At 48.9% G+C, this 25,620-nt stretch carries 18 protein-coding genes; 12 read left to right on the top strand and 6 right to left on the bottom strand.

What is annotated here, in order from left to right:
- Window positions 1-70 precede the first annotated feature (70 nt).
- Window positions 71-862: a hypothetical protein gene (locus HCG48_RS02340; protein ID WP_168567723.1), complete on the top strand. Its 792-nt coding sequence runs from the start codon at window positions 71-73 to the stop codon at window positions 860-862.
- 18 nt (window positions 863-880) lie between these two features.
- Here the strand turns inward: HCG48_RS02340 and HCG48_RS02335 are convergent, their stop codons facing one another.
- Entirely contained in the window at window positions 881-1,444 is a 564-nt protein-coding gene (locus HCG48_RS02335; protein WP_168567722.1) for a phycobiliprotein lyase, read from the bottom strand.
- A 90-nt stretch (window positions 1,445-1,534) separates the two neighbouring features.
- Here HCG48_RS02335 and HCG48_RS02330 point away from each other — a divergent pair, with 90 nt between their 5' ends.
- The 5 genes from HCG48_RS02330 (at window position 1,535) to HCG48_RS02310 (ending at window position 13,122) form a co-directional block, all read left to right on the top strand.
- Complete coding sequence (locus HCG48_RS02330) at window positions 1,535-1,702, top strand: hypothetical protein (protein WP_168567721.1); 168 nt, start codon at window positions 1,535-1,537, stop codon at window positions 1,700-1,702.
- Between the two features lie 818 nt (window positions 1,703-2,520).
- On the top strand, window positions 2,521-5,034 hold the full coding sequence (locus HCG48_RS02325) for a PAS domain S-box protein (RefSeq protein ID WP_168567720.1): 2,514 nt from the start codon (window positions 2,521-2,523) through the stop codon (window positions 5,032-5,034).
- Between the two features lie 605 nt (window positions 5,035-5,639).
- The gene (locus HCG48_RS02320) at window positions 5,640-11,063 is read left to right on the top strand and encodes a chemotaxis protein CheB (RefSeq protein WP_168567719.1); all 5,424 of its coding nucleotides are present in this window, start codon (window positions 5,640-5,642) and stop codon (window positions 11,061-11,063) included.
- Between the two features lie 120 nt (window positions 11,064-11,183).
- Complete coding sequence (locus HCG48_RS02315; protein ID WP_168567718.1) at window positions 11,184-11,915, top strand: response regulator; 732 nt, start codon at window positions 11,184-11,186, stop codon at window positions 11,913-11,915.
- Between the two features lie 373 nt (window positions 11,916-12,288).
- The gene (locus tag HCG48_RS02310; RefSeq protein ID WP_168567717.1) at window positions 12,289-13,122 is read left to right on the top strand and encodes a Tab2/Atab2 family RNA-binding protein; all 834 of its coding nucleotides are present in this window, start codon (window positions 12,289-12,291) and stop codon (window positions 13,120-13,122) included.
- Window positions 13,123-13,263: 141 nt separating this feature from the next.
- Here the strand turns inward: HCG48_RS02310 and HCG48_RS02305 are convergent, their stop codons facing one another.
- Window positions 13,264-13,464: a hypothetical protein gene (locus tag HCG48_RS02305; RefSeq protein WP_168567716.1), complete on the bottom strand. Its 201-nt coding sequence runs from the start codon at window positions 13,462-13,464 to the stop codon at window positions 13,264-13,266.
- A gap of 228 nt (window positions 13,465-13,692) precedes the next feature.
- Between HCG48_RS02305 and HCG48_RS02300 the strand changes: the two genes are divergently transcribed.
- Both HCG48_RS02300 and HCG48_RS02295 read left to right on the top strand, forming a co-directional pair.
- Window positions 13,693-14,565, top strand: coding sequence for an S-methyl-5'-thioadenosine phosphorylase (locus HCG48_RS02300; protein WP_168567715.1), 873 nt, complete (start codon window positions 13,693-13,695; stop codon window positions 14,563-14,565).
- 254 nt (window positions 14,566-14,819) lie between these two features.
- Window positions 14,820-15,632 carry a creatininase family protein gene (locus tag HCG48_RS02295; RefSeq protein ID WP_168567714.1) on the top strand — a complete coding sequence of 271 codons (813 nt, stop codon included), beginning with the start codon at window positions 14,820-14,822 and terminating at the stop codon, window positions 15,630-15,632.
- Window positions 15,633-15,905: 273 nt separating this feature from the next.
- Here the strand turns inward: HCG48_RS02295 and HCG48_RS02290 are convergent, their stop codons facing one another.
- The gene (locus tag HCG48_RS02290; protein WP_168567713.1) at window positions 15,906-16,274 is read right to left on the bottom strand and encodes a hypothetical protein; all 369 of its coding nucleotides are present in this window, start codon (window positions 16,272-16,274) and stop codon (window positions 15,906-15,908) included.
- A gap of 273 nt (window positions 16,275-16,547) precedes the next feature.
- Here HCG48_RS02290 and HCG48_RS02285 point away from each other — a divergent pair, with 273 nt between their 5' ends.
- The 4 genes from HCG48_RS02285 to HCG48_RS02270 all read left to right on the top strand — a co-directional run bounded on the left by HCG48_RS02285 (window position 16,548) and on the right by HCG48_RS02270 (window position 20,883).
- On the top strand, window positions 16,548-17,675 hold the full coding sequence (locus HCG48_RS02285; protein ID WP_168567712.1) for an acyl-CoA dehydrogenase family protein: 1,128 nt from the start codon (window positions 16,548-16,550) through the stop codon (window positions 17,673-17,675).
- A gap of 86 nt (window positions 17,676-17,761) precedes the next feature.
- On the top strand, window positions 17,762-18,136 hold the full coding sequence (locus HCG48_RS02280; RefSeq protein WP_168567711.1) for a DUF2809 domain-containing protein: 375 nt from the start codon (window positions 17,762-17,764) through the stop codon (window positions 18,134-18,136).
- 117 nt (window positions 18,137-18,253) lie between these two features.
- Window positions 18,254-18,682, top strand: coding sequence for an acyl-CoA thioesterase (locus HCG48_RS02275; RefSeq protein ID WP_168567710.1), 429 nt, complete (start codon window positions 18,254-18,256; stop codon window positions 18,680-18,682).
- Between the two features lie 545 nt (window positions 18,683-19,227).
- Window positions 19,228-20,883: an AAA-like domain-containing protein gene (locus HCG48_RS02270; RefSeq protein ID WP_246259851.1), complete on the top strand. Its 1,656-nt coding sequence runs from the start codon at window positions 19,228-19,230 to the stop codon at window positions 20,881-20,883.
- 17 nt (window positions 20,884-20,900) lie between these two features.
- On the opposite strand, the gene HCG48_RS02265 is transcribed toward HCG48_RS02270, so the two are convergent.
- The 3 genes from HCG48_RS02265 to trmFO form a co-directional block, all read right to left on the bottom strand.
- On the bottom strand, window positions 20,901-22,589 hold the full coding sequence (locus tag HCG48_RS02265; protein ID WP_168567709.1) for a glycosyltransferase family 39 protein: 1,689 nt from the start codon (window positions 22,587-22,589) through the stop codon (window positions 20,901-20,903).
- Between the two features lie 168 nt (window positions 22,590-22,757).
- Complete coding sequence (locus tag HCG48_RS02260) at window positions 22,758-24,131, bottom strand: serine/threonine protein kinase (RefSeq protein WP_168567708.1); 1,374 nt, start codon at window positions 24,129-24,131, stop codon at window positions 22,758-22,760.
- Between the two features lie 144 nt (window positions 24,132-24,275).
- A complete protein-coding gene (trmFO, locus tag HCG48_RS02255) occupies window positions 24,276-25,619 on the bottom strand; it encodes an FADH(2)-oxidizing methylenetetrahydrofolate--tRNA-(uracil(54)-C(5))-methyltransferase TrmFO (RefSeq protein WP_168567707.1) in 1,344 nt (447 codons plus the stop codon).
- Window position 25,620 lies beyond the last annotated feature (1 nt).

Below are 25,620 nucleotides of genomic sequence, written 5' to 3'. Positions count from 1 at the left end.
TGGCTTTCAAATCCTTGCATTCGCCCTCTAAAATCTCTCAGGGCTGGAGCAAGCCAGCAGGCGATTAAATATGACGGAAGCGGCGAAAGACTCAGCCGCCGCTTGTGCTGCGGCAGTGCTGATCCATTATAGTTTCGATCTCGGTGGCAATCAGGTTCAAGAATTAGTCGATCGATGGCTGGATCGCTATCCGGCCAATTGGGTTCGCTTGGCGGCGATCGAAGCCCTCTATCAAGGTCGTTACAAGGCGGTTTCGATCGGCCACATCCTCGCGTCGTGGAATCGCCGCCACCAGCCGTTTTACCATTTCAACCACGAATTCGAGCGCTTGGTTTGCTCTAAATTTCCTCAAAGTTGGTGGGGACCGTCCCAGGCGTCGGACTTTCCCGGCGCCGATCGCTCCGCGATCGCGGGTTCCCCCTCTTCTCCCTCCCAACAGCCGCCATCGGTACCCGCTTCGCTTCAATGGACCGAGATCGAGGACGAGGACGACTTGCTCGGCGATTTGTGGCGCGATCCGCCGCCGACGCCCACTTCTGGGGCGACTGGAGAAGGCGATCGCGAAGCGGCGACCTTCGCGAAAGGACTCCAAAAGGGTCAGGAGCATCGCCTCGCGTCGGTCGATCGCCACTCCTGGGAGCAATGGTTCGAGGGCGATCGCCCCAACCTCTCTCCTGGCGAAGGAACGACTAGCCCGATCCACCAGTTCACTCCCACGGTTCAAATTAGCGACTTTCACAGCAAATTGAAGGCGGTCGCCGGATATGCGATCGCTCCGGAGCGATCGCGCCCGGACTCCCCCCTCGAAGACGATTCGCCCCCTCCCTCCCCGACCGATCGCGACTCCGTAGGATGGGAATAGCACCGGAGGCGATCGCCTTCAGACCCGCGATTGCGCCGCTTCCCCGGATTCCGCCGGGGGTTTGACCCCTCCCATGCGGATTTCGCTGCAAAAACAGGCCGAATGAGTCCCGTCGGCTTCGCGAACGATACTGGTTCGCAAACGCAGATTTTCACTGGCAAACCACAAGCGTTCCTCTGCATAGAGGCGGTCCGTTTCTACGATTAAGGTGAGGGCTTCGTCGGCGCCGATCGCGTAACGTCCGGGAAGCGGAGGGCTTTGCGTCGCCCCGATCCCGTGCAGCAATTGGCCGCTTTTGGGCGCGTCCCCTTCCCCCAACGCCACTAATACGGTCGAACCGGATTGTTTTTTCTCGTGCAGCACGGGCATTCCTTCCCAGCGTACCTGCAAACCGCAAACTGCCAGGGTCGGATCGACGCGATACTGCTCGCACAAGGCAATCACTTGGGGGTCGTCGCGATCGAGGGCGTCGATCCACAAATCGCTGCTCCCCGCAACGGACTGCTCCCCGGTTAAATTTTGACTCGTTCGTTGGGAAAACCATTTACCAGCACTGTGCTGGAAAAACTGCATGATATCCATCAATCTATTAACGATCCTCTAAATGCCTTACCACAGATTCTTACCACAGATTATTGTGACATCCTCCAGACACCGACCCCAACGGACACGGTGCTGCTTTCCCAAGATTCGCCCTTGAGAGTTTCCTGCTTCATCCGTCCTCCCGAGAATGTTGCCATTCATTTTTACGGATATTTTACCCCTTTTGTGGAGGGCGGCGATCGCCTGGATAAAATCCTCATTTCTTCGGGAAACTTTTCGCCCTCGTCAGAGTCGTAATAAAAATTGATGGGAATTTACGAGAGTGAAATCGTGTTTTTCTTTGAGAGAAAATCTTGTTTTAATCAAACCTATAGTTCCCGTCTTAAAGATTAGAAATAATAGCTTTGAAGTTCAACCAGAGAGTCGGAACTTAAAATGTCAAAGATATAAAACCTCAATTTGCGGACAATACAAAATTCAAAATAAATTAAATTATTAGAGAGTTAAAAGCTATTTTTTTATCGATAAAAACAAACCAAAAGTATTCTTAATAATTGAAGTATCGCAAAATTTTAAAAATCTATACCGAAATCGTCTTGAAATTCGATCCGCTCTTTTAACAATAAAATATTAAAGTGACTCGCCAACTCTCCGGAAGATCGACAGACCCAAGCGTGCTATAAAAAGAGAGCCTGCGGCTCGTAGGAGTTACTTTTTGCCCAAACAATCGATATTTCGAGCGTCGTGGCTTACCGTCGAGCAGAACCCATCGATCTCAAATATGTCAATAATAATAAATCGTTATTTATTGAAAAATACAAGATTGCCCTTCGGAGAGACTTGGGAAAAGGCGAGGGAAGAAAAGAAAAGTTAAATCGGAGAGAACCGCAGGATGCCGAGGCATTTTCGACCTTGGCGATCGAGGGGCTGGTAACGAAATGAGCGAAGGAAATGCAGGGGATCGATCGCCTCTTGAATACCAGGCGTGCTGAAGGTGAAATCTTGGGTGTGACCGGAGAGTAACGCTTATAATATTGAGATTAAGTTTGAGTATCGACGAGCGCGAACGGTGCTTGAATAGAGCGGTATGGGGATAAAGTCAATCGGCGATCGCGATGAATAATTCAAAGCTCAATGTTTTATTAGTAGAAGATGACCCACTCTACGCCGAGTTAGTTCGAGAGAGCGTGGAGAATTCGAGAGGAGCAAATCTGGAGTTGGGTTGGGTTCCTACTTGGAAACAGGCGATCGCCTCGTTAAATCGAAACCGATTCGACGCGATTTTACTCGACCTTCACCTCCCGGATACCCAAGGATTAGAGACCATTCACAAAGCGCTGTCCTCGGCGTCTCACCTGCCGATCGTCGTATTGACGGGTCTCGACGATCGCGAGTTGGCTCTAGAGGCAGTACGCTTGGGCGCACAAGATTTATTAGAAAAAAATCAGGTGAACGGACCGATCTTAGCGCAATCGTTGCGCTACGCGATCGAACGCAAGCAGATTCTCGAAAATCTCAAACAAAGCGAAGCGCAATATCGATCGCTCGTCCAACATGTCCGAGAAGGAATCTTTCAAACCGATTGCGAATTGAATTGGACCTTCCTCAATCCCGCGTGGGAACAACTGACCGGATTTAGCCTGGAAGAGAGCGTGGGAAAACCTTCGGGGCAGTTCGTCCATCCCGACGATCGCGATCGCCACGAACGCAAATTAAAAGAATTATTCGCACGAACCGAAGCCTCCAGCCGCTATCAAGTTCGATGGCTCACGAACCAAGGTCAGGTGCGCTGGTGCGAAGTTCACGCCCAATTGTACTGCGCGCCCGACGGCTCGATTTTAGGAACGGCGGGGATTCTCAACGACATTACCGCCCGTTACTTGGCCCAATCCTCCCTCGAAAACTCGATGGGATTGCTGCGGGCTACCTTTGAATCCACCGCCGACGGGATTTTAGCGGTAGACAGTCAGGGAAACCTCACCAATTGGAATCGCAAGTTAGTCGAAATGTGCTGCCCGCCGGACATGGCATTCGATCGCGAGGACGAATCGGCAGTGTTGGCGCTGGTATTGGCCCAATTGGGCGATCGCGATGGCTTTTTACAAAATACGGCGCATCTGAAAACCCCGGAGGCGGAAACCTTTGACATCCTCACCTTGAAAGATGGCCGCACGATCGAGCGTTATTCCCATCCCTGTCGGGTCGGGGATGAAATTGTCGGTCGGGTGTGGAGTTTTCGCGACGTGAGCGATCGCCAGCACGCCCAAGAAGCCCTACGCGCCAGCGAAGAACAGTTTAGAACCCTGGTGGCGAACATCCCCGGGGCGGTCTATCGCTGTGCGTGCGATCGCCAATGGACGATGGAGTTTATCAGTGGCGAGATCGAGCAGATTTGCGGTTATCCCGCCGCCGATTTTATCGACAACCAGCAGCGATCGTTTACCAGTCTCATCCATCCGGACGATCGCGATTGGGTCGAACGGGATGTCCACAACGCCATTTCCCATCGCGTTCCCTACTTGCTCGAATATCGCATTATCACTGCCGACGGGACGATTCGCTGGGTTTCCGAGAAGGGTCAGGGAAGTTTTGCGCCCTCTGGAGAGCTCCAGTGGTTGGATGGGGCAATTTTCGATATTACCAAACGCAAGGAAGCGGAAGCGGCCCTGCGCTATTCCGAGGCGATCGCCCGGGAAAAGGCCCAACAACTGGAATTGGCGATGCAAGAACTCAAACTCGCCCAAACTCAGCTCGTCCATCACGAAAAAATGGCGGGCTTGGGTCAACTGGTGGCGGGGGTCGCCCACGAAATTAACAATCCCGTCGGGTTTATTTACAGCAATGCGATGGCGGCGAACGAGTACGCTCAAGAATTACTCGAATTGCTCGCCCTTTACGAATCGACTTATCCGGAACCTCCGGCGTTGATTCGCGATTGGATCGCGGATATGGATTTGGCGTTCGTGCGCGAGGATTTCCCCCGCTTGTTGCAATCGATGCGAAGTGGCGCCGATCGCATTGGCAAGATCGTTAAATCGTTGCGGCAATTCTCGCGACTGGACGAGGCGGAATATAAGAAGGTGGACCTGCACGAAGGACTCGACGGCGCTTTGCTGGTGTTGCAACATCGCTTGCAAGGGGGCGATCGCCGCCGAGCGATCGAGGTGGTGAAAGCATACGGCGAATTGCCTCGGGTGGAATGTTACGGCAGTGAGATCAATCAGGTCTTTGTCAATATTTTGTCGAACGCGATCGATGCGTTAGAGGAGGCGTGGGAGCGGCGATCGCGCGATCGCCCGTCGCCGGAAGCAAGCGGGGAGAGCGAATCGTGGATCCCTCAGATTACGATGGCGACCGGGACGATCGGCAATGGCGGCGATCGCTGCGCTTACGCTCGAATCCGCATTCGCGATAATGGCTTGGGAATTCCCCCGCAGGTGCGCGATCGCGTCTTCGATCCGTTCTTCACTACCAAACCCGTGGGAAAAGGGACCGGAATGGGTTTATCGGTCGCCTATTCGACGATCGTCAACCAACACCAAGGGCGCTTGGAATGTCACAGCACCTCGGGAGAAGGAACCGAATTTGCGATCGTGCTCCCCCTTTATCCGCAAGATCGCCACAGTTAAATTGGTTTAGCAAGCCGATCGAGAGTCCCGGGCGCGATCGCGATCGTGAGGGGGATTCGGTTCGGGCGATCGGCGATTTTTGTAAGCGGCGATCGTCCAAGGGAGCGACTTCGCGAACGGCGGGTTTAGCACCGATGCGTAGTTTCGATTCGGTCGTTTTCAATTTTGGCGTTCGATCGTTGTTTTCGTCGTTTGGGAGTGGCGATCGAAGTTCTGCGATCGTCTAGTTCTTAATCGAGCCCATCAATACATCCCTTTTTGCATGAGGGTTAGGTTGCCCGTCTGTCATTGCCTGAAAAAGGGAAATGATTAAAATTTGGAATTTTCATAGCTGGAAACCGAAGAGAATTATTTAGATTTGGCGATCGGACAAGCCGCGCAAAAAAGCATTTCGTCGCCTTTATACAAATCAAAAATAATTTTTGGTAAATCGATCGATGGCGAAAACAGTTGAATTCCTCAATATCTCATTAATTGTCGATCGGGTTTTGAGGGGAACCGAATCGCCTTGATGTTTGAGATAAAAAATATATAATTAAACAATAATCTCCCAGTTACAAATCAAAAAAGTTATCACTAAATAGAGAATCTGAGGGGTAAAGCAGATGTCTGAAGCGGCTGAAAATCATTGCTTTGTCATTGGTGTGGGAGCCTCCGCAGGTGGGTTGCGAGCCGTGGAAGAGTTTTTCGACCACATGCCTGCCGAAAGTGGGGCGGCTTTTGTCGTCGTGCAACACCTATCTCCAGACTTCAAAAGTTTGATGAAGGAATTATTAGAACGGCGCACGCGCATGATTGTCAAGCGCGTGCAAGATGGGATGAAAGTCGAACCAAATATTGTTTATTTAATTACCCCAAGAAACAATTTAGTTATCGAAGATGGAACCTTAAAATTAATCGAGCAAAATGAGTTTCCCCGGCAGCAACCAAACTTTCCCATCGATATTTTTTTAGATTCCTTGGCCAAAGATCGAGGCGATCGCGCTATGGGGGTCGTCTTATCGGGAACGGGAAGCGACGGTAGCCGGGGGCTACAGAGTATTAGCGAAGCGGGGGGATTGACCTTCGTGCAGTCGCCGACCACCGCAGAATTCGATGGAATGCCTCAAAGTGCGATCGCCACGGGGATCGTCGATCGCGTCTTACCGCCTCAAGAGATCGCCCAAACCATCTACGAAATTATTACTATGAAACATTCCGGGACGGCCCAACCGGACACCCTCCTCCCGGAAATCGAATCGGATAAACTGCGGGCGATCGTTCAAATTCTCAACCAATATGAAAAACTGGACTTTTCTTACTACAAAACCAACACCCTCAGCCGCCGAATTTACCGCCGATGTTCGTTGAGTGGCTACAACTTACTCGACGAATATATTGATTATTTGAGAATTTCCGAGGAAGAACGGGGACTGTTACGAGACGACTTAATGATTGGCGTGACCCGGTTTTTCCGCGATCCGGAAGCGTGGGAATATCTCGAAGAAGAAGTTTTACCGGAACTGGTCGGAGCCCTGGAGAACGGGCAACAATTGCGGGTGTGGGTGACTGCCTGTGCGACTGGGGAAGAAGCCTATTCGATGGCGATCGTCCTCGACGAAGCGATCGCCCGTTTGGGAAAACATCTCAGCGTCAAAATCTTTGCCACCGATATCGACAGTACCGCCTTGGCGAAAGCCGCCGAAGGGGTTTATCCCGAAAGTATTGCCATCGACTTGTCCCGCCAACGACTGGAAAAATATTTTACCTTCCGCGATCGCCATTTCCACATTACCCGCAGCCTGCGCGAAAACATCATTTTCGCCCCCCACAACTTGGCGAAAAATGCCGGATTTACGCGAATGCACCTGATTAGTTGCCGCAATGTCCTCATCTACATGCAGCCGACTTTGCAACAGCACGTCATGCGAATGTTGCACTTTTCGCTGATGCACAAGGGGGTTTTATTTCTAGGCGCTGCCGAAACTCCGGGAGACTTATTAGAAGAATTCAGTCCCCTGTATGAAAGATATAAAATTTATCAAAAACGGCGCAACGTGCGTTTACCCATTCTCACGCAAAATTTAGAATATACCGTCCCCCTCACCCCTCGCCCTCCGATTGCAGGACGGCGCAGTACCCATCAATTCGACCCGATTTTGACCCGTGCGTTCAGCGCCTTCACCAAACGCCGCAATTGTTCTTGCTTACTCGTCAATGACAATTTGGAATTATTTCACGTGGTCACCGACGCCGCAGAGATTATGGAATTTCCCGAAGGCGGGATGACGCGGATGATTGCCGATTTAGTTCCCGACGAACTGCGCCTCCCGATCGATACCGCCCTCCATCGGGCCAAGCGAGAGCGCAAACCCGTGCTTTACGGTAGCATCCACTTCAATCAGGGGGATGTGATTCGCTCGGTCAACTTAGAAGTCACTTACCATTGCGGTGACACGCGCATGGATGATTTTTTCATGCTCGCGATCGAAAATGAAGATCGTCCGAACTTACCCAGACCGATTGAAACTTTCCAACAGGATGCGGAAGCGACTCAACGCATTGTCGATTTAGAATACGAACTGCAACAGACCCGGGAAAACTTGCAGGCGACGATTGAAGAATTAGAAACCACCAACGAAGAACAGCAAGCGACGAACGAGGAACTGCTGGCCTCGAACGAAGAGCTACAAAGTACCAATGAAGAACTGCATTCGGTTAACGAAGAGCTATATACAGTTAATACCGAGTATCAGACGAAAATTCGCGAACTGACCGAACTGACCAACGACATCGACAACTTACTGCGCAGTAGCGAAATTGGGGTGATCTTTTTAGACCGCCACCTGCGCGTTCGTAAGTTTACTCCCGCCGCCACCCCCGCAGTGAATTTAGTGGCGACGGATGTAGACCGACCGATTCAGCACATTACTCATAATCTCGATTGTCCGGACTTGATCGACCTGTTGCAAATGGTTTTGGAAACGGAGCGTCCGATCGAACGAGAGGTTTACTTAGAACAGACCCACACCAATTTATTAATGCGGATTTACCCGTACTTGCGCGATGACGGTCATGGGGACGGGTTGGCGATCAATTTTGTCAATATCGACGAGATCAAGCGGGTGCAGCAAGCCCTCGAACAACGGACGGAAGAGCTAGAAATGCTCTACGGAACCTCGCCGATTGGCTTGGCGCTGATCGATTCTGACTATCGATTCGTGCGGATTAATGAGGTGATGGCACAGATTAACGGTCTGTCTGCGGAGGATCATTTGGGGAAAACGATTGGGGAACTGTTGCCGAAGTTGGCGCCGTCGGTCGAACCGTTGTTGGCGCAGGTGTTGGAGAGCAACGAACCGATCCGCAATTTGGAAGTGAGGGGAACGACACCCGCCGAACCGGAACTGATGCGCGATTGGATTGCCAGTTATCTACCTGTGGAGTTGGCGGACGGACGACGGGCGGTGAATGCGGTGGTGGTGGACGTGACCGAACTCAAGCAAACTCAAGCCGCTTTGCGCCAAAGTCAAGAGCGTTTGCAAGATTTGATGCGATCGAGCCAGACGATTTTGTTGAGTTGCGAACCGGAACCGAATTATCCGATTAAGTTTATTAGCGAGAATGTGGAGCAGGTGTTGGGGTACTCGGCCCGAGCGTTTGTGGAAACGGCGGAGTTTTGGATCGAGCATATCCATCCGGACGATCGCGATCGCATTCTCGCCGGGTTTAAGTATCTCGGCGACGATCGAAGCTATTCCCACGAGTATCGACTGCGCGCTGCAGATGGTTCCTATCGCTGGTTTTTTGCTCAAATGCGCTTGATGGAGAATGGCGATGGGAGCGATCGAGAATGTGTCGGCTATTTGGTCGATATCAGCGATCGCAAAGAAGCAGAACAGTTGCTCGAACAGCAAATCCAACGAGAACGACTGGTTCAACAAATTAGTAACGAGATTCGCAAGAGTCTCGACCCGCAACAGATTTTTGAAACGGCGGTCAAGTGGATCGGTCAAACGTTCCAGGTCGATCGCTGCGTGCTGCACGTTTATCGGGGCGACGGGACCGACGAAGACCTTACAGAGGCGCTCCCGATTGTCGCCGAGTATCTCAACGGCGAGGTTCCTTCCGCACGCGGCATCTCGTTTCCCACCTTCGGCAATCCCCCTTTTGAAACTTTACTCGCTCGCGATACGCCGGAGGCGTCGCTTCGCGATCGCGCGATCGCCTGCGACGCGATCGCCGACGATCCCCTGTTCGCGCCTCAGCTCGCTCTTTACCAGCAACTGGCGATCGTCTCGATGCTCGCCATTCGCACGTCCTACCAGAACCAAACCAATGGGGCGATCTCCTTACACCATTGCAAAACCCGGCGCCACTGGACCGAACCGGAAATCGAGATGCTCGAAGCTGTCGCCGCTCAAGTCGGGATCGCGATCGCCCACGCCCAACTACTACAAGAAGCCCGACAACGCCAGCAAACATTAGCCCACCAAAATTTAGCCCTGGAAGAAGCCAGCCAACAAGCTCAAGCCGCCAGCCGCGCTAAAAGTGAATTTCTCGCCAATATGAGCCACGAGATCCGCACTCCCATGAATGCGATCTTGGGGTTTTCGGACTTGCTGCACGTGTTGCTGCAAGACCCGCAAGGCAAAAGTTATCTCCAATTAATTCAATCCAACGGGCGGATGTTGCTGACCTTGATCGACGATATTCTCGATCTGTCGAAAGTCGAGGCAGGTCAACTGAAACTGCTTTACGAACCTGTTAACCTGCACCACCTCCTCGAAGATATCAAGCAAATTTTTGCCCAACGGGCTGCACAAAAAGGACTGGCAGTAATTTTAAATATTGCCGATAGTCTTCCCCGACAGATTTCTATTGACGAAATCCGATTGCGGCAAATTCTGTTTAATTTGTTGGGGAATGCGGTTAAATTTACGGAGGAAGGCAAAATTGAGATCGGCGTTCGGGACTATCCCGTTCTCGAAGCGGAGAACGAACCCGACGAACCCGCCCGGATCGAGGACAATGGAGGCGATCGCGACGAGCAGTTTGGTTTGGAAATTACGATCGCCGATACCGGGATCGGACTGTCCCCAGAAGAACAAACAATTATTTTCGATCCGTTCCAGCAGGTTCGCGGCAATTCCAATCGCAAATATGGCGGGACGGGTTTGGGTTTGACGATTACACGCCGCTTGACCGAAATGATGGGAGGTCAGATTTCCGTGGACAGTGAAGTTAACAAAGGTTCCACTTTTACCTTGCGCTTTCCCCATCTTCGGGTACTGCCCGAAAATGCGATCGTCGCCTCGAAACCCGTCGAACCTATTTCTCTCAAAGAGTTGCCCCCTCTCTCGATTTTGATCGTCGATGATGTCGAATCTAACTGCGAACTGCTCTGTGCTTATTTAGAGGATAGTCCCCATCAGATTTTGACGGCTCAAAACGGTACCACGGCTCTCGAAATCGCCCGATCGCACCACCCCGATCTGATTTTTCTCGATTTAGTTATGCCTCCCCCTGGGGGCAAAACCGTACTCAAAACCCTCAAACAAGACGAACGTACCCGGGATATTCCCGTGGTTATGGTTACCGCGTCGATTCAAGAAAAGGATCTCCAAGAGTTACAACCGTTAACTCAAGGTTTCTTACGCAAACCCGTCAGCCGCACGGAGATTACTCGGGAATTGCAGCGTCTTTTCGGTCAACAAACCGCCCTCCCTAGTGAGTCTCTCCCGATTCCCGAGGCGGCGATCGCCCTATCCGAGGAAGCTCTGCGTAAATTACCCGAACTCTTAACCCTGTTGCAACAAGAGGAGGAACAGGTCTGGCAAAGTCTCCACCGTACCCTCGCTCTCGATCGCGTGCGCGTTTTTACGGCTAAACTGCAACGCTGGGCCAGTGAATATGAATGCCCTCAACTGCAAGCTTACGTCTCCACCCTCAGCGAGCAAATTACTGGCTTTGATTTAGTCAATCTGCCGAAGACTCTCGCCGCTTTCCCTCAAGTTAAAAAGCAGTTAGAAAAATTGCTCGATCGTTGATGGATTCGGCGCTCTCCGTAAGCACCCGGGCAATCTATCGACCACGATAAATCTACGATTTGACGATCTCGATCTCTAGAACAATCGACCCAAATATTAATCCAGGCATGGATAGATCCTATGGAAATTTCTTACCCCGACAATCAAACCCCTACGTTGTTAATTGTAGACGATCGCATCGACAATATCCAAGTGTTGGCGATCGCTTTGGAAATGCACGGCTATTCTATTACTTATGCCCTCAGTGGTCGCGCGACCTTTGAACGTCTCGAAGCGATTAAACCGGATTTAATTCTTCTCGATTTATTCATGCCGGATATGGATGGATTGGAAATCTGCGAAAAAATTAAAGCCGATCCGAACTATCAAGATATTCCGATTTTATTTTTATCGGCAAGTGAAGATGAAGATCATTTGCTGACTGCCTTTAAAAAAGGGGCTGCCGATTATCTGAGGAAACCGTTTAGAACCGTCGAACTTCTCGCCCGCGTTAAAACTCACATCCAATTGCAACAACAGGCGATCGCCCTCAAACAGACTCGCAATAAGCTCGAAACCCTTACCAGTCAGATCGATGACGGCGTTTTAGTCGTCGATCCAGGGGGAATGATTCAATTTGCCAATCCCATCTCGGCGCGGATGTTAAATAAGTCTTTGTCTGAATTAGTCGGCCATCCCTGCGATGATTCCCTGCTGGAAAACGACGGCGCGGCGATCGAAGTGATTGGAGAAAATGGAGAATCAGAAAAAGCGGCCATTCACCTTAAAAAAGGTCAATGGGAAGATCGATCGGCTTCGATGATTTGGTTACGCAGTCTCGGGCGTAGCCATCCGTTGCCAGATCGTGATTAATCCGTGACGAACCTGTGCAATTGTCCGGCGATCGCCCCCGTCCCCATCCCCAATCGGGCGACTTTGTTCTCGATCTCATTATAAATTCATTTAAAATTTAAGTTTAAATCTAATTTGAAATTTAAGTTTAAATCTAAAATCTAAAGTCTAAAAATCTAAAGTCTAATCTCCTTTTTCTAAACCCTCGATGGAGATGGAATACCTGTAAGGACACGGCAGTGCCGTGTCCCTCCCCTCGATCTCTCTCATTATTTTTGAATCGGCGTGGTATAAAATCCAAAACGAGCAATTTTGTTATTTATCCAATTAAAAACTAAGATATAATCTACGATCTAAAATCTACGATCTAAAATCTAAAATCCAAAACTCTACCATGTCTGTTTGGCAAGCCGATTTTTACCGACGCCCCCTTAAAACTGAACGGGGAGAACCGATCTGGGAACTACTTTTGTGTGAAGCCGATGGCAGCTTGACCTACAGACAGCGTTGTCTACAGTCCCAAGCGAATCCGCAATGGGTCGCCCGACAATTTCAACAATTTGGTGAGGGTCAACTCGCTACAACGGTGCAGGTGTTTCGTCCTCAATGTCTCGGATTGATTGGCGAAGCGGCAAAACAGCTCGGAATGGCGATCGAAGCGACCCGACGCACCTATGCGTTAAAGCGATTGCTGTTGTTACTCGCCCGGGAGTACCCCCAAGAAGCAAACTATACCGGGGAAGAGTACGATCCGTTGGCCGTCGATCGCCCGCCGCCGCTTCCATTACCGGAAAAGTTGTGGGGTGACGGTTGGCGTTTTGCCAGTATCGAGGCGGGAGATCTCGTCGATACCTTTGCCGATCTCCCGATCCCGATTGTCGAGATGCCCGACTTGCTCAAACCAATTCATTTGGGCTTGTCCTCGACGGTGACGGTTCCCGGGGTGGCGATCGATGGCGGGAAAGCTTCGATGCAACTGGCGCGCTGGTTGCAAGGGGCCGGTCCGGTGGCGATCGACTATCGCGGTGGCGAGTTCGGCGGGTTGGTGTTGGAAGCGGGATTGAACGATCGCACCATTTTGGCGACTTTTGACGACCCGGAGGCGATCGCCGCCGCCCGACGATTCGAGCAACGCAAGCAGGCGGCGGGGGGTCTGCATTTTCTCCTCGTCCAACCCGACGACACGGGCCGGACTTACAGTGGGTTTTGGCTGCTGCAAGCGGCGTGAGTGCTTCCCCACTCGTCCCTAAAACAGCAACCCGGGCGATCGGTTGCGATCGCTCGGGTTCGGCGGTTGGGATAATTCATTACAGTTTTAATCGATAAGGTCGGGGGATCTCTGGCACGATCGAGGTTAGAATTATGGCGCTCAAACCACCCGGATCGCTCCCCGTTGAACCGCCTCAAAAATGCGATCGATTTGGGAATGTTCTCGTTCGCTTAAAGACTCTTTTGACAACACCGTAGACATCAAGATTTGCTGGTCGAGCCGAGTGATCTGACGAAGGGCGAAGATCCGGTCGATCACTTGCTCTAGGGACAGTTTCGGGACGTTAGTTTTAGCACCCATGATGGTTCGCGTTTGAAGATCGAAGAGCAATTCTCTGTCTTTTTAATCATAAAGTTTTGGTAAAGTCTCCGAGGCGATCGAAACCGCTCTTCTCCTGTGACCGTTGAGTGCAAATCGAGTGACATCGGTCATTGACACCCTTTTTTCCCTTTAAAAAGGCGGGTTGTTCCAGGTAAAATAGCTGGGCATTTCTGCGATCGACGATCGGCAATAAGGACAGCAAAACTCATGGCACAAGCAACGATTGGCATCATTGGCGGCAGTGGGCTGTATGAAATGGAGGCCCTTGGCGATCGCCAAGAGGTCCGCATCGATACCCCCTTCGGCGCCCCCTCCGACGCGATCGTTTTAGGCACCTTAGACGGCACCCGCGTCGCTTTTTTAGCCCGTCACGGTCGGGATCACACCTTATTACCCTCAGAACTGCCGTTTCGGGCGAATATCTACGCCATGAAGCAACTCGGCGTCAAATACTTGATTTCCGCTTCGGCGGTCGGTTCTCTTAAAGAAACTGTAAAGCCCTTAGATATGGTCGTCGTCGATCAATTTATCGATCGCACGCGATCGCGTCCCTCCACGTTCTTCGGCGATGGAATAGTCGCCCATATCAGCTTTGCAGACCCCGTTTGCACCGCTTTAGCCCGAATACTCGCCAATGCTGTCGAAAGCTTGAATTTGCCCGAAGTCGAACTCCATCGCGGCGGAACTTACGTTTGCATGGAAGGCCCCGCCTTTTCCACCCGCGCCGAATCCCATCTCTATCGCAGTTGGGGCGCCTCGGTCATCGGGATGACTAACTTACCCGAAGCCAAACTCGCCCGCGAAGCGGAAATCGCCTATGCCACTTTAGCATTAGTCACCGATTACGATTGTTGGCATTTAGAGCACGATAGCGTTTCCGTCGAAATGGTGATTGCTAACTTAAAAGCTAACGCAATTAACGCCCAAAAAGTCATCCGCGAAACCGTGCGCCGTTTGAGCGAAAATCCCCCCGAATCGGAAGCGCACGAGGCTCTCAAATATGCGATTTTAACCCCTTTGGATCGCATTAGTCCCGCAGTTCGCGAACGGTTGCAATTATTGTTGCAAAAATATCTCTGACTCCCATCAACTCAGGGCGGCGATCGCTTTCGATCGCCCCTCTCCTGGCTTTACTTTTCGCGATCGCCCATCGCTCTAACTCCCGTAAATAACATCAACAATGACCCAAAAACAATGGCGATCGCGATCGCTCCCATCACGATGTCTAAATTGGTCGTATTTTCCATCTTTGAGATTTGAGATTTGAGATTGAATGGGCTTGAAATGAATTAAAGAGATTTTATAAAATTACTCCTTAATTTTACCTTATCTTCATGCGCGAATTTATTCCCCCTCACCGCTTTTTCCCCTATTTAACCTGGGCTGAAGTTGACGCCTTACCGGATAAAGCCAATACAGTCATCATTCAACCCATGGGGGCGATCGAACAACACGGCTATCATTTACCCTTAGTTGTCGATAGCGCTATTAGCGTCGCCGTTTTAGGCAAAGCCTTAGAACAATTATCCCCCGAAATTCCCGCTTATGCTTTACCAAATTTAGCTTATGGAAAATCCAACGAGCATGGAAATTTTCCCGGAACGATTAGCCTCAGCGCCAATACACTCATCTCTATTTTACTCGAAATTGGCGAAAGTTTGTATCGCGCCGGATTTCGCAAACTCATTTTGATGAATTCTCATGGCGGACAACCGCAAATTCTCGAAATTGCCGCCCAAGATTTAACCGCAAAATATGAAGATTTTAGTGTTTTCCCCATTTTTACTTGGCGCGTTCCCAATCTCAGCAAACAATTGATGAGTGAAACAGAGCGTCAGTATGCCATGCACGCCGGAGATGCAGAAACGAGCTTGATGCTATCAATTTTGCCGGAGTTCGTACAAATGGATAAAGCTGTTTGTGAATATCCCCCAAACCGTCCGGAAGGGAGTTTATTGGCGACGAAAGGAACGTTAACCTTTGCCTGGATGAGCGATCGCCTCAGCCATAGTGGTGTCATTGGCGACGCAACTGCAGCCAGTCCAAACAAGGGCGATCGTATTTTAACATCTTTAGCAGCAGGTTGGATCCAGTTAATCGAAGAAGTTTATAACTTTGAACCGCCAAATGTAAAAAATCATCTGTAATTTTCTACTGTAGCAGTCCCTCATTCTCTATAGCCGTCTTAAATCAGTTTAATCTGCGATCGACCCGGGAAAGTAGCTACATTCTTGTAAAGACACGGCAATGCCGTATCCCTACAACCTATCAATTTTACAATCGATTGAGGATGGATACAAAAGGCAATAATTTTATGTTTTTACCGTCATCAATGCATTAGTTATAAATTAACAATGCGTCTGAGTTCGATCGCAGTAACAAAAATGTTGCGAGCCAACCCCTCGAAACGATCTCGATCGCTAATTGAGATCGGATTCAAGCTTTGAAACTTTTACTTCTAGTTGTTTGAGTCGTTGATTGATTTCTATAACTAAAGTTGCGAGGCGATCGAACTGTCGTTCTAGTTCGGGATTGTTATTTGTTTGTCGATCGATATTTTCGGGAAAAGATGGAGATGTTCTTCTAGATTCTGTTATTCGATTGTCCGCAGAAAATTGATTTTCTAGTCGATAAACTTGGCTTTCCAGGCGGTTGACTTGCGATCGCAGGTTGAAGACTTCCGCTTCTAACCGAGAAACTTGCCCGGAAACATCTGCAGAAGCCGGGGCGATCGCCAATCCAGCGAGCAGTAAAATACAGAAAAACAGTAAAATAAGAATCTGTCGCATTGAAAAGAGCATGATATGATAGAAAAGAATAAGTTAAACTCAGGAGTTAGCAGAAAACTAATTTATTATTTGATGATTCGAGCGTTTATTCATTAATTCTGTCAATTTCGATCGATATTTTCAAGGGGTGAATTGCGCGATTGCCAAAATAATATCCCGATGGCGATCGTCTCGGAACAGAGGCACCAGTTTTCGATTCAATTATAATCAATTGTAGCAAGTTTAGCGATCCATTCAATCTCTGAGAAAATCTGAGGAAGTAGTTAACGGTTCATGACTTCTCAGCAACAGTTGCTAGAGCAAGCCGAGTCTTATTTACGAGCAGAAGTCGCCCCTAAAGCGGAGGCGATCGATCGCGATATGCTCGCCCTGTATCAAGCCCTTCTCGGGTTAGGCGATCGCGCCTTGCTGGCTTTAAAAGTTACCCACAATTCCAGCAGTTCTCAAGAAACGATCGCCCATCGTTTTAAGGAAATGGTGGCTCGATATTCGGGCGCTTTAGCCTTTCTACAAACCCAACATCAAAGCGCGAGTGCTATGCTCGCCAGCAGCAAAAATCGAGGGCTAAAACAAGAATATCTCGATCGTTTAGCAACGGGCGATCGGTTGCTCGGGATCGCCTTTTCACAACTACGCCGTTCCGGGGAACCGATGGTCAAAGCATGGCCCGTCAATGGTGGTTATCAAATTGACGGTCAAGTTCCTTGGGTCACTGGATTCGGTATTTTTGAAGAGTTTATTTTAGGCGCTCAATTACCCGACGGACGCGCCGTTTACGGGATCGTTCCCTTTAGTGAAAGCTATCAAGAAGGCGATCGCGCTTCTAATTCATCGTGGAAATTAGGGCGAATTTTATTTACGCCGCCAATGTCTTTAGCGGCGATGCAATCGAGTCAAACTGTCAGTGCTCAACTCGAATCTTGGTTCCTGACTCAGGATCGCATTGTCGTCATTCGTCCTCCGGGTTGGATTCACGAACAAGACCAAAAAAATGTTTTAAATGCGAGTTTTTTTGCCCTCGGATGTACCCGCGCTGCCCTCGATATTATTGAAGCGGCTATTCATCAAAAACAATTGACATTTATTCGCCAAGCTTTCGAGATCTTCGATCGCGAACTAAGGCAATGTCGTTCGGCTATTTTTAAGGCTATAGACAAGCGAGAAAGTAGTGAGTTAAATGCATGGTATACTCAAGCGTTGGAATTGCGAGCGTGGGCGATCGAATTGGCCAATCGTTGCGCTCATGCGGCGGTCACCGTGTCCAGTGGGGCTGCCAATTCTAACCATCATGCCGCAGGTCGCGTTTATCGCGAAGCTTTGGTGTTTACGGTATCCGGACAAACCACTGCAGTTATGGAACAAACCTTACAGCGCTTGACGCGATCGCGCTACTATAGATAAATAAGGTCGGGATTTGTAAACCCTACCTAACTCGACCAAAAATGTCCCTCATTTATCTATTTTTATGCAATTGATTCACTCCAACCTTGTCTAAAATTAACAAACGTTTTATTTGGCCTTCTGTGATTAGCATCTTACTCGGAAAAGCGATCCTCGTTTATCGCGGCCCGGGATGGACGTTTTTTCGGTTTTATGTCGGCGATGTAGTTGCCGTTGCGTTTTTGTACTTTTTGGTGAGTATCTTTTGGCGCATTTCTTGCTATTGGCGCGCCGGAGCGATCGGGGCGATCGCCGTAGCCATTGAATTCGCCCAATTGTTTAAACTTACCCCACAAAATGACTCTTTTTTAACTGAAATTGTCTTTGGTTCGCACTTTGAACTGTGGGACTTTCTCGCCTATTTTGTCGGATTGGCGATCGCCATCCTTATCGAAAAATACGTCCTCGCCGAACGAGAATAAATCTGTAATTCTTGAAAGATGATATAATCAAAAAAGATACGGCAATCGTCGAATCTAGTGGTTGATTTTCATCCCTCAATTTAAACCAATCATCTTTTAACTTTTGCCTCCCGTCTCATGTCAAAGTTCATTACCACAATTCGCGTCCGTCATCATGAAATGGATGCGCTGGGTCATGTCAATAATGCTTGTTACCAGCATTACTTAGAACAAGCCGGAATCGAGCATTCAGAACATCTCGGATTTAGGGTCGATCGCTATCGAGAACTCGGCGGTTTATTCGTGATGCGTCGCATTGAAATTGACTATCTCCGTCCGGCGATCGCCGGGGATATCCTCGCGATTACAACCTGGCTGGAAAAGATGCGCGGCCCTCGGGCAATTCGTCGCTACGAAATTCGCAAACAAGGTGAAGAAGATCTCGTCGTTACGGCTGAGGTTTTGTGGGTTTGGGTCGATGTCAAAACCATGCGTCCCAAAGCCATTCCCCCTGAAATTTTGTCGGCTTTTTCCAAGCATCGGCAAGAAATCGCCGCCAATTGCTAAAATTAGAAAGGAAAGAAGTAACAGTTAGAATTAGTATTAGTCGTAGAATCTGCTGTGGGACAATAAGAAAAACATAAAAAAACCATGAAAACAATAGAGAAATTTGTTTGTAATCAGTCGGTTCTTTAAAAAAAGTTAAAAAACTCATAACAATCCTCAAAAGTCTCCAAGTGCCATTTAAGATGGAATTAGGGGGAAGGCGATCGCCTGGCTGAAAATCGCAAAAAACATCGGCAACGATTACAATAATCATTAAGCGATATTTGTTTTCTAGCTGCGAGCCATCTACAACACTGTCGAGATTAAAACCCCTCAAAAGGGTTACAAGCACTGTGCTGCGGGATTCAACGCTTTTTTCAAAAAACGGTAATCTAAAGAGAGTCGAGCAACAAGGGTTGAATTCTGGATGAGTCTACAGGGAGACTTTGAACGACGATACGCGAGAGCGACAAGACCGCGCGCTTTGGCTAATCATTCATGGGGATCGCGCTGAGAAACGAATTTCAACTGTAGGGAATTTCTCGTCGAGCCAAGGATAGCCGATAGTGAACCATCGAGATACTCCGATTCAAACCATGTCCCTAGAATTTCCGAGCGGCCCGGTACCGATTGATTCCGAGCTGTATATTGACCGTCCTCCGGTCGAAAAACTGGCATTTGAAGCCCTCGAAAAACCAGGAAGTGTTATTCGGATTCGAGCGCCGCGCCGGACGGGAAAAAGTTCTCTGCTGCTGCGCATTATGAATCGAGCGGCTGAGATCGGTTATTACCAAGCTTGGTTGGATTTTCAGCGTGCTGACGAATCAATTTTTGAAAATTTAGATAAATTTTTACGCTGGTTTTGTGCCACTATTTCTTTACAGTTAAAACGTCCGCCTTTACTCAATGATTATTGGGATGAAGATATTGGCAGTAAAGTCAGTTGCTCTCTCTATTTTCAAGGGTATTTATTAGAACAACTCGATCGCCCCCTCGTCTTAGCTTTGAACGAGGTTAACTGTATTTTTGAATACTCGAAAGTAGCGGCTGACTTTTTTGCGTTGTTGCGCTCTTGGCACGAAGACGGAAAGCAAGTGGCGATCTGGCGAAATCTGCGTTTAGTCGTGGTTCATTCCACAGAAATTTACATTCCTTTAAATATCAATCAATCCCCGTTTAATGTCGGTTTACCGATTAAATTACCGGAATTTAATTTACAACAAGTCGGCGAACTGTCCCGGCGCCATAATTTGAATTGGGGAGACTGTTCCGAGGAAAATAGCGAAGCCAAGCGGTTGATGGCGATGGTGGGGGGACATCCTTATTTAGTACGATTGGCTTTATATCATCTTTCTCATCAGCAAATGAATTTAGATCGGCTTTTAAATGAAGCCCCGACCTTAAGCGGAATTTATCAAGATCATCTGCGCGACCAACTGACAACTTTACAAAAAGATCCGGAACTGGCTGGCGCTTTTCAAGAAGTGATTGAAAGTGAAAGTAGCATTAAATTAAAACCCGTGCTGGCTTATAAATTGAATAGTATGGGTTTGGTGAAATTAGAGGGCGATCGCGTCACAGTTTCTTGTAATTTATATCGCCTTTATTTCCAAGATCGAGAATTGGGATGGGATCGATTAAGCGATCGCCTCGCACGATTGCAACAAACCAATCAAGAACTTTATCAGTTAGTCAATATTGACGATTTAACTCAACTCGCCAATCGCCGTTATTTCGATCGCGAATTTCAGCAAAAATGGCAAGAATCCGCGATCGCTAAAACGCCCCTAGCGGCGATCATGTGCGATATCGATTATTTCAAAAATTATAACGATACCTACGGCCATCAAGCGGGGGACGAATGCCTACAAAAAGTCGCTCAGGCGATTCGTCATGCGATCGGTCGTTCTACCGATTTTGCGGCCCGTTATGGCGGCGAAGAATTCATTATTGTTTTACCGGGAACCGATGCCTTTAGTGCTTTTTATCTAGCCGAAAAAATTCGGGAAACCGTCAAGATGCTTAGAATTATTCACCAGAAATCAACTCTCGCCGATCGCATCGTCACGATTAGTTTGGGGGTCGCCTGTACGGTTCCCGATCTAGAAACAGAAGCCAAACAATTAGTTCAAGCCGCAGATCGAGCTTTATATCAATCTAAAAAAGAAGGACGCGATCGCGTTACTGTTAGCGATAGTTTCGATTACGGACTATTAGAATAATTCGATCGTTTCAATACTTATTCCCGACAGCGATAAAGCTGGTAGGGAATTCCCAATCGATAATATTGTGCCGGATCTAACGCGCAACTCTTCCCGGAGGCGATCGCCAATTCTGGGGGATATTCTCGTTGTCGTAAACCGGGGGCAACTACCCACAAATTGAGGGGAAGTTCTCCTAAATTTTCCAATTCAGCCAGGGATTGCCACCCATTTTGATAGTGAGGCGATCGCGATAAAAAGGCAAACTGGGTGCGATCTTTTCCTCCCCCTTCTTCGGCGCGTTGGCGACTGAGTTCTAGGGCAAAACTTAACCCTAATGCCACTTCTTGATAGTTCTCGTACCCTACTACCATCGCCAGCGATCGTGACGGTTCTAAATTCATGATTTTAGCAACCCCTTGAGGGTCGTAAGGCTTTTGAAATGCTAAATTAGATAAGACAAATACACTACTCAACGCGCCTACAGTGAATACAGACAGGGCAGAAACTCGCTTGTGAAGTGGCAACAATGCGCGAGGAGAACCGTACCACAATCCCGCACCGATTAAGGCGCAAATACTCGGATAGTAAATAAAATGATAGCGAACGGCTGAGGTGATATCTTTGCCCAAACCGTAGACAATTGTAAAATATTCTAATAAAACAATTGCCGTAAATAATAGTAAAATAACTGTTGAAACTTGGGTACTTGTTTGGATAGCGAGTTGGCGAATCGTTCCCGATAAAAACCAGAGTAAAGCGCCAATAAACAGCAGCATTAAAATGGCGGCGGGAATCGCTAACGGGAGGGGTTGATTTTCTACGGGGAACGCCACCACCATGACCGTCCATCCAGCGAGGGTTTGGAAAATTGGGTTGATGCTATCGATCCAAGACGGTTGGAAGGGTTGAAACCAATCGGTTTCCGAACGATTGAAATGACCGTAAAGGGTGGGTAACCATGGCAAAAAGGCGAGAAAAGGTAGAGCGAAACAAAAGCCCGTTAAGGCGATCGCCTTGCGTGAAATTCGATCTACAGTTGTTCGATAATACCAGATTAAAATAACAATTGTTGTTAAAACTTGAGCGACGATCGCCAGTAAAGAAAAATAGTGAATATAAAGAGAAATTGTATTGCAACTCGCCCATAATAACCCCAAACGAATAGGAAAGTTTTTACCTTGAATTAAACGGTGGATCGTTGAAATTAAAGCAGTTAAAGACAGGGCGATCGCCATCATCGGTAAGGTATAGTGACGCGCTTCTTGCGATAAATAAACCGCAAACGGAGAGACCGCCATCACTCCCGCCGCCATCACTCCTGCTTGTTTAGAAAAAGCCACGCGATTGAGATAATAACTGGCGGCGATCGCCCCTACTCCAAACAAGGCGGGAAGCGATCGTAATTGCCAAATTAAAGACCCATCAACACGCTTTAACCAATCGTGCATCAAACAAAAAAATAACGGTGGATGGGTCGATTCAGTGGCTACTGTTTGCGCAATTTGCGAACAAGTCGCCGGGGGGCGATCGCTGAAAATATTGCTCAATACTTCTGGAGAAAAAGCAATATCTAAAGGGATTTCCTGATAACTTTTTCCCAAACTAAAAATCGCCGTCATGATTTCATCCAACCATAACGGTTTTGCTTCTAATTGAAGAAAGCGTAATAAGGCACCCAAAAATAAAATAACGGTCAGACTCAAATAGTGGCGAGACGATCGCATAAAATTAAAGCAATTATGTTTTTCTAAAAGGCAAAAATTTTGGTGAATTCGCTGTTTCTAGGGGAATGACAGCTTAGATTGACGTAATGAGGATATCCCGTTTCTCATTGGGTTGACCATTGCGATTGGAGGCGATCGCAATTTGTGACGATTATCTTGTGACAACTTCTAATAACGATCGCTGTTTCGACCTTCAATTTTTGCAAAAATACCGAGATAAGTAGCAATTTGCTGCACTAACCACTCCTGTTCGATGGTTGACAGTTGGGAACCAAAGCGATACTCTTTTGCGCCTTCAAATAAGGCACAAGTAACGATCGGTTTATCATTGATTTTCATCGAAGTCGGACTAACTTCTACCCTGGATAGATCCTGAGTTTTACCCGTAACTTGATGTTGCCACAAACCGAATTTCCACTGCATGAAAAAGTTGCGGGCATTAATTTCCAAATTGAAGCGTAAAAACAAAGAAGATAAAGCAGAACCGATAAGAATCAAGCCGACTGCCCAAAATGGAATCGAAAATAAAGCAAAAAATGGACTCGCAGAGGCGGCGAAAAACGTCCAAATAAACACAAAAAAATCCCAAAATAGGGCAAATCCTAGCAAGCCGATATTGTGTATAGTTAATCCAGTTGGCGGAATGTCTACGATTAATTCTCGATCGCTTTTTTCTAAGATAATTTGACTTCCGGGAAGGGGGCGATCGCGATGACCGGGTGTTAACCGTCCTCGCAGATCGTGTAATGCATTCAGGGCTTCCGTTGCACTTTGAAACCGATCTTCTACCGCAGGTTCGAGCATTATTTCGAGCCATCGGGCGAATTCATCGGAGAGTTTGACCGCCGAACGAAACTCGATTTTCATGCGTTTTTGGGGCAAATCGGCGGGGGATTGATGGGTTAAAATAAATAGCAAAGTTGCGGCTAAACCGTATAAATCCGTGGCGAGTTCGGCTTTACCCCGAAACTGTTCCGGCGCCATGTAACCGTAAGTTCCGACCACCGTACTCCCGCTTATCATCGTGTTGCGATAGGTGTCTTGAACGGCACCAAAATCGACTAAAAATAGTTGTCCGTCTTCTTGTCGAATAATATTTTCGGGTTTCAGATCGCGGTGGATAATGGGAGGAGTAAATTGTTGTAAATAAACGAGAATTGTTAAAATATTTTCGGCGATATTCTTGACTTCGGTTTCGTCGGCGTACCATCCCTGTTCGATCCAAGCGGCGAGGGATTTACCGGGGGCAATTTGGCGGACGATATAAAAGCGGCGATCGCGATCGAGGTCGATGTGAAAATAATCTAAATAATTGGGAATAGTGGGATAGTCGATTTGGGCGAGAACTTTAGCTTCGCGCTCGAAGAGTTCGAGAATTTTCCAGTCTTTAACTTGTCGTAAGGAAAGGGCTTTAATGGCAACGGGTTCGTCGGTGGTTTCGTCGATCGCCCGATAAGTAATCGCGATGCCACCTTCACCGAGAAGACCTTGAATGCGATAACGATTGTTGATGAGATCGCCGTTTTGATGTAGGGGTTCCATGCCGCGATCGCCTCATGTTTTTTTAGATTTTGCACCTACGATATCATAGGAATTGCGATCGGTGGAGAAAACAGAGATCCCCCTAAATCCCCCTTAACAAGGGGGACTTGAGTTTGAGCAAGCAGTGGCGCCATTCAATATTAGTTAAACATTGGCGGGTATCGTTAAAAGACGATCGCGCCATTGAGTTAAATCATTTAAAGCGCGATCGCGGTATTTTCCGTAACGTTCCCGCTTGTTTTTAACTTTTACAGGTAACTCGGGAATAATGCCAAAATTGGGCGGCATCGGTTGAAAATGTTTCGGGGACGCCGAACTAATAAACTCGAATAGGGAACCCATCATCGTCGTCGTCGGTAAGGTCACGGGTTCCAAACCTCGGGCCAGTCGGGCGGCGTTGGTTCCCGCCAGCCAACCCCCTGCAGTGGCGGCGGTGTAGCCTTCAGTTCCGGTCAGTTGTCCGGCGGCGAGGAGGGTGGGACGTTTTTTGAACTGCAAGGTCGATTCGAGCAGTTCGGGGGAATTAATAAAGGTATTGCGGTGCATGACGCCCATGCGGATGAATTCGGCATTTTCCAAGCCGGGAATCAGGCGGAAGACGCGCTTTTGTTCCCCCCATCGCAGGTTGGTTTGGAAGCCAACCATATTCCAGAGGTTGCCCGCTTTGTCTTCTTGGCGCAGTTGGACGACGGCGTAAAAGCGCTCGGAGGTGCGCGGGTCGGTCAGTCCGACGGGTTTGAGCGGACCGTAGCGCATGGTATCTTCGCCGCGTTTGGCCATTTCTTCGATCGGAAGACAGGCTTCAAAGAATTTGGCGGTTTCGCGCTCGAAATCTTTGAGTTCGGCTTGTTCGGCGGCGCAGAGTTCTTGCCAGAAGTGCAGGTACTGGTCTTTATTCATCGGACAGTTGATATAGTCTGCGTCGCCTTTGTCGTAGCGGGAGGCGCGAAAGGCGGTCTCGAAGTCGATGGACTCGCCGAGAACGATCGGACTGGCGGCGTCGAAGAAGCTCATGTATTGCATTCCGGTGAAACGCTGGAGGTCTTCGGCGAGGGGATCCGTGGTCAACGGCCCGGTGGTGAGGACGACAATCCCCTCGGGGGGAATTTGGCGGACTTCACCGCGTCGGAGTTCGATGAGGGGGTGGTTGGCGAGGGTTTCGGTGAGGTCGCGGCTGAAGATGGCGCGATCGACGGCGAGGGCGCCTCCGGCGGGAACTTGGTGTCGGTCGGCGGTTTGAATGACGATCGCCCCGAGTTGGCGCAGTTCTTCGTGGAGGAGTCCGGCGGCGCGATCGCTGGCTTGGGCGCCGAAGGAGTTGGAACAGACCAGTTCGGCGAGTTCTTCGGTATGGTGGGCGGGACTAGTTTGAAGGGGGCGCATTTCGTGAAGCACCACGGGGATGCCAGCCCGGGCAATTTGCCAGGTGGCTTCGGTTCCGGCGAGTCCGCCGCCGATGACGTGGATGGGGGGGGGTTGGAGGTTCATG

This window comes from Oxynema aestuarii AP17 (assembly GCF_012295525.1).
GTDB classification, from domain to species: domain Bacteria; phylum Cyanobacteriota; class Cyanobacteriia; order Cyanobacteriales; family Laspinemataceae; genus Oxynema; species Oxynema aestuarii.
Note: the sequence above shows the minus strand (reverse complement) of the source record. Positions and strands in the feature narration are given on the sequence as shown.